The organism is Deferribacterota bacterium (assembly GCA_034189185.1).
In the GTDB taxonomy this organism is placed as follows: Bacteria; Chrysiogenota; Deferribacteres; order Deferribacterales; family UBA228; genus UBA228.
The window spans coordinates 1-2,273 of record JAXHVM010000233.1; the positions used below are offsets into that span (position 1 = coordinate 1).

Sequence of the window (2,273 nt, forward strand, 5' to 3'; positions counted from 1 at the left end):
ATTTTTATGATATTTTTTTATGCCCCTGAAGAAAAAACTATGGGAATAGTACAAAAAATATTTTATTTTCACGTCTCATCTGCATGGATTAGCTTTCTTGCCTTTTTTATTACCTTTATCTTTAGCATTCTATATCTTATAAAAAATAGCATATATTGTGACAATATAGCTTCATCCTCAGCAGAAATTGGCATTGTATTTTGTTCAATTGTGCTTGTAACTGGCCCACTATGGGCAAAACCTGTGTGGGGAGCTTATTGGACGTGGGACCCAAGACTTTCAACTACTCTTATACTGTGGTTTATATACATATCATATCTTTTACTTAGAAAATTCGTAGATGACGAACAAAAAAAACACACCTTCTCAAGCATTTTGGGAATTATTGGTTTTATTGATGTGCCATTTGTTTATTTTGCTATAAAATGGTTTAGGACTATCCATCCAGATGTTTTTAGCAAAGGTGGTGGCTTAGAGCAATCAATGCTATACACCCTATTTGTTTCTCTTGCAGCATTTACTTTTCTCTATATTAATTTAATTATTAAAAGAGTGATAGCGGGCAATATAGAGTTAGAGATAAATAAACTAAAATATCAAGAGGATTAAAATGGATAACTTAGAGTACCTTGTAATAGCCTATATGCTAATATGGCTAATTTTAGGATACTACTTGTATACCCTAACTAAAAGATTGAAAGATCTAAAAACAAGACTGTTAAAACTAAAAGATAAATTAAACACTCATTAAAACATATTTTCTTTTACTGCAAGAAATTTAATATACTAATCTGATTATTCATAGTGGTTGCAGCAAGTGCGGCTTGATATGCTTGATTTGCTCTCTGTAATTCCGTTGCGGCCCTTACAATATCTTCTTGCTTTGAACCCAAATCATCTGCCTTTATCTCTTCATTTGTCTCAATTAAAATATCATTGAAATTGATCGTCGAGTCTATAAGATTCCTCTTGTTCCCCTCTTTGGTTTGATGAAGTAGTAAATTCTTATCAATCTCATCCAACTTGCTCAATTCATATCTTATTCCTGAGCCCACTGTTGCAGTAAAGTGATCCTTTGCATAAATAATACCCTCATCAAAACCTACTTTAACGCCATCAGCAACATCAAATGCCCTGCCAGCTGTATCTATTTCTAAATTTTTCACAAGCCTTTCTTCATCATCTACAATGTTTAATTTTAATGAATCACCGATCCTATTAAAACCTAAAAGCTCATTATCCTCTTTTGATTCTACTAGTAGTCCATCTATATTGTTATCAAAACTAAAAGCCAGTCTTCCCTCTATATTTTTAGCATCAATGCCATTTGGTAAATCCTCTAAACTATTAATGTAGCTAACAACATCATCTAAGCTGTCATAATTTTTCTGCTCTAATGTAATCTCATATGTTTCTTTTATCTTATCATCATCTATTATATTGATAGCTATTGTTCTCTCATCTTTACTTTTGTCACTTAAATGTATATTGGGCTTTGCTGATGAAATAATTGTATTTTTAAGTGGCTCATTCTCAGAATTAGTAAAACCAAATAATTTAGCTGCATTATTATTTTCTGCATGTAAAGAAATATTTGTATCACCTGGTGAAACAACCTTGATATAACCATTTTCAATATATGCCGTTGAATTAAAATCTGCTAATTGATTATTTAAATCTTCTATTAATTCATCGGTTGAATCATAATCATTGTCTATATTAATAATATGGGGCTTGTTATAACCATCTTTAACAACTATATTATAATCAATATCTTTTGCTCTATTCTGCCAAAGAGAATCATCGATCTTCCCTGTTAGGTTAAATGTTTGCTCTCCTTGTAAATGAAAGGTGCTTAATCCGTTATTAGCATCTATATTAAAACTCCATTTATCATTATAATTTCCACTAAATTCACCTTGTAAAAAGGGTTTTGCCTCTGATTTATATGTATCAGATTGCCATGCACTAGGTTCGCCAATGCCATATTCAACAATATTATACTCTAACGCATCTTTTATATTGTTAAGAGTGAAAAAGAGGTCCTCTCCAGAACCACTATTTGTAACTGCCATATCACCAAAATCTAGTTTATTGCCATTTGTCAATTTAACCTTAAAGTTTGTATCTGACGTATTTTTTAAAACCATAGATAAACCTTCATCTAAATATATAGATTCACCATTATAATTGCTTAGATCTAGATCTTTTATGATATACCTATTATTACTATCTGTAACATTTAAATGCTTATCTTCAATGTTTATATTTAG

General features: G+C 30.8%; 3 protein-coding genes. 2 read left to right on the plus strand and 1 reads right to left on the minus strand.

Translation table 11 applies throughout. The features are described from left to right. Window positions 1-609, plus strand: a 609-nt coding sequence (locus tag SVN78_10315) for a cytochrome c biogenesis protein (protein MDY6822000.1), incomplete at its 5' end; no start/stop codon positions are given. Window position 610: 1 nt separating this feature from the next. Then, a complete protein-coding gene (locus tag SVN78_10320; protein MDY6822001.1) occupies window positions 611-751 on the plus strand; it encodes a CcmD family protein in 141 nt (46 codons plus the stop codon). A gap of 13 nt (window positions 752-764) precedes the next feature. Here SVN78_10320 and SVN78_10325 read toward each other — a convergent pair. Next, window positions 765-2,273, minus strand: a 1,509-nt coding sequence (locus SVN78_10325) for a hypothetical protein (GenBank protein ID MDY6822002.1), incomplete at its 5' end; no start/stop codon positions are given.

Bases quoted from the DNA above. Each gene is read 5' to 3' on its own strand.
- SVN78_10320 (MDY6822001.1), top strand. From the start codon at position 611: ATGGATAACTTAGAGTACCTTGTAATAGCCTATATGCTAATATGGCTA.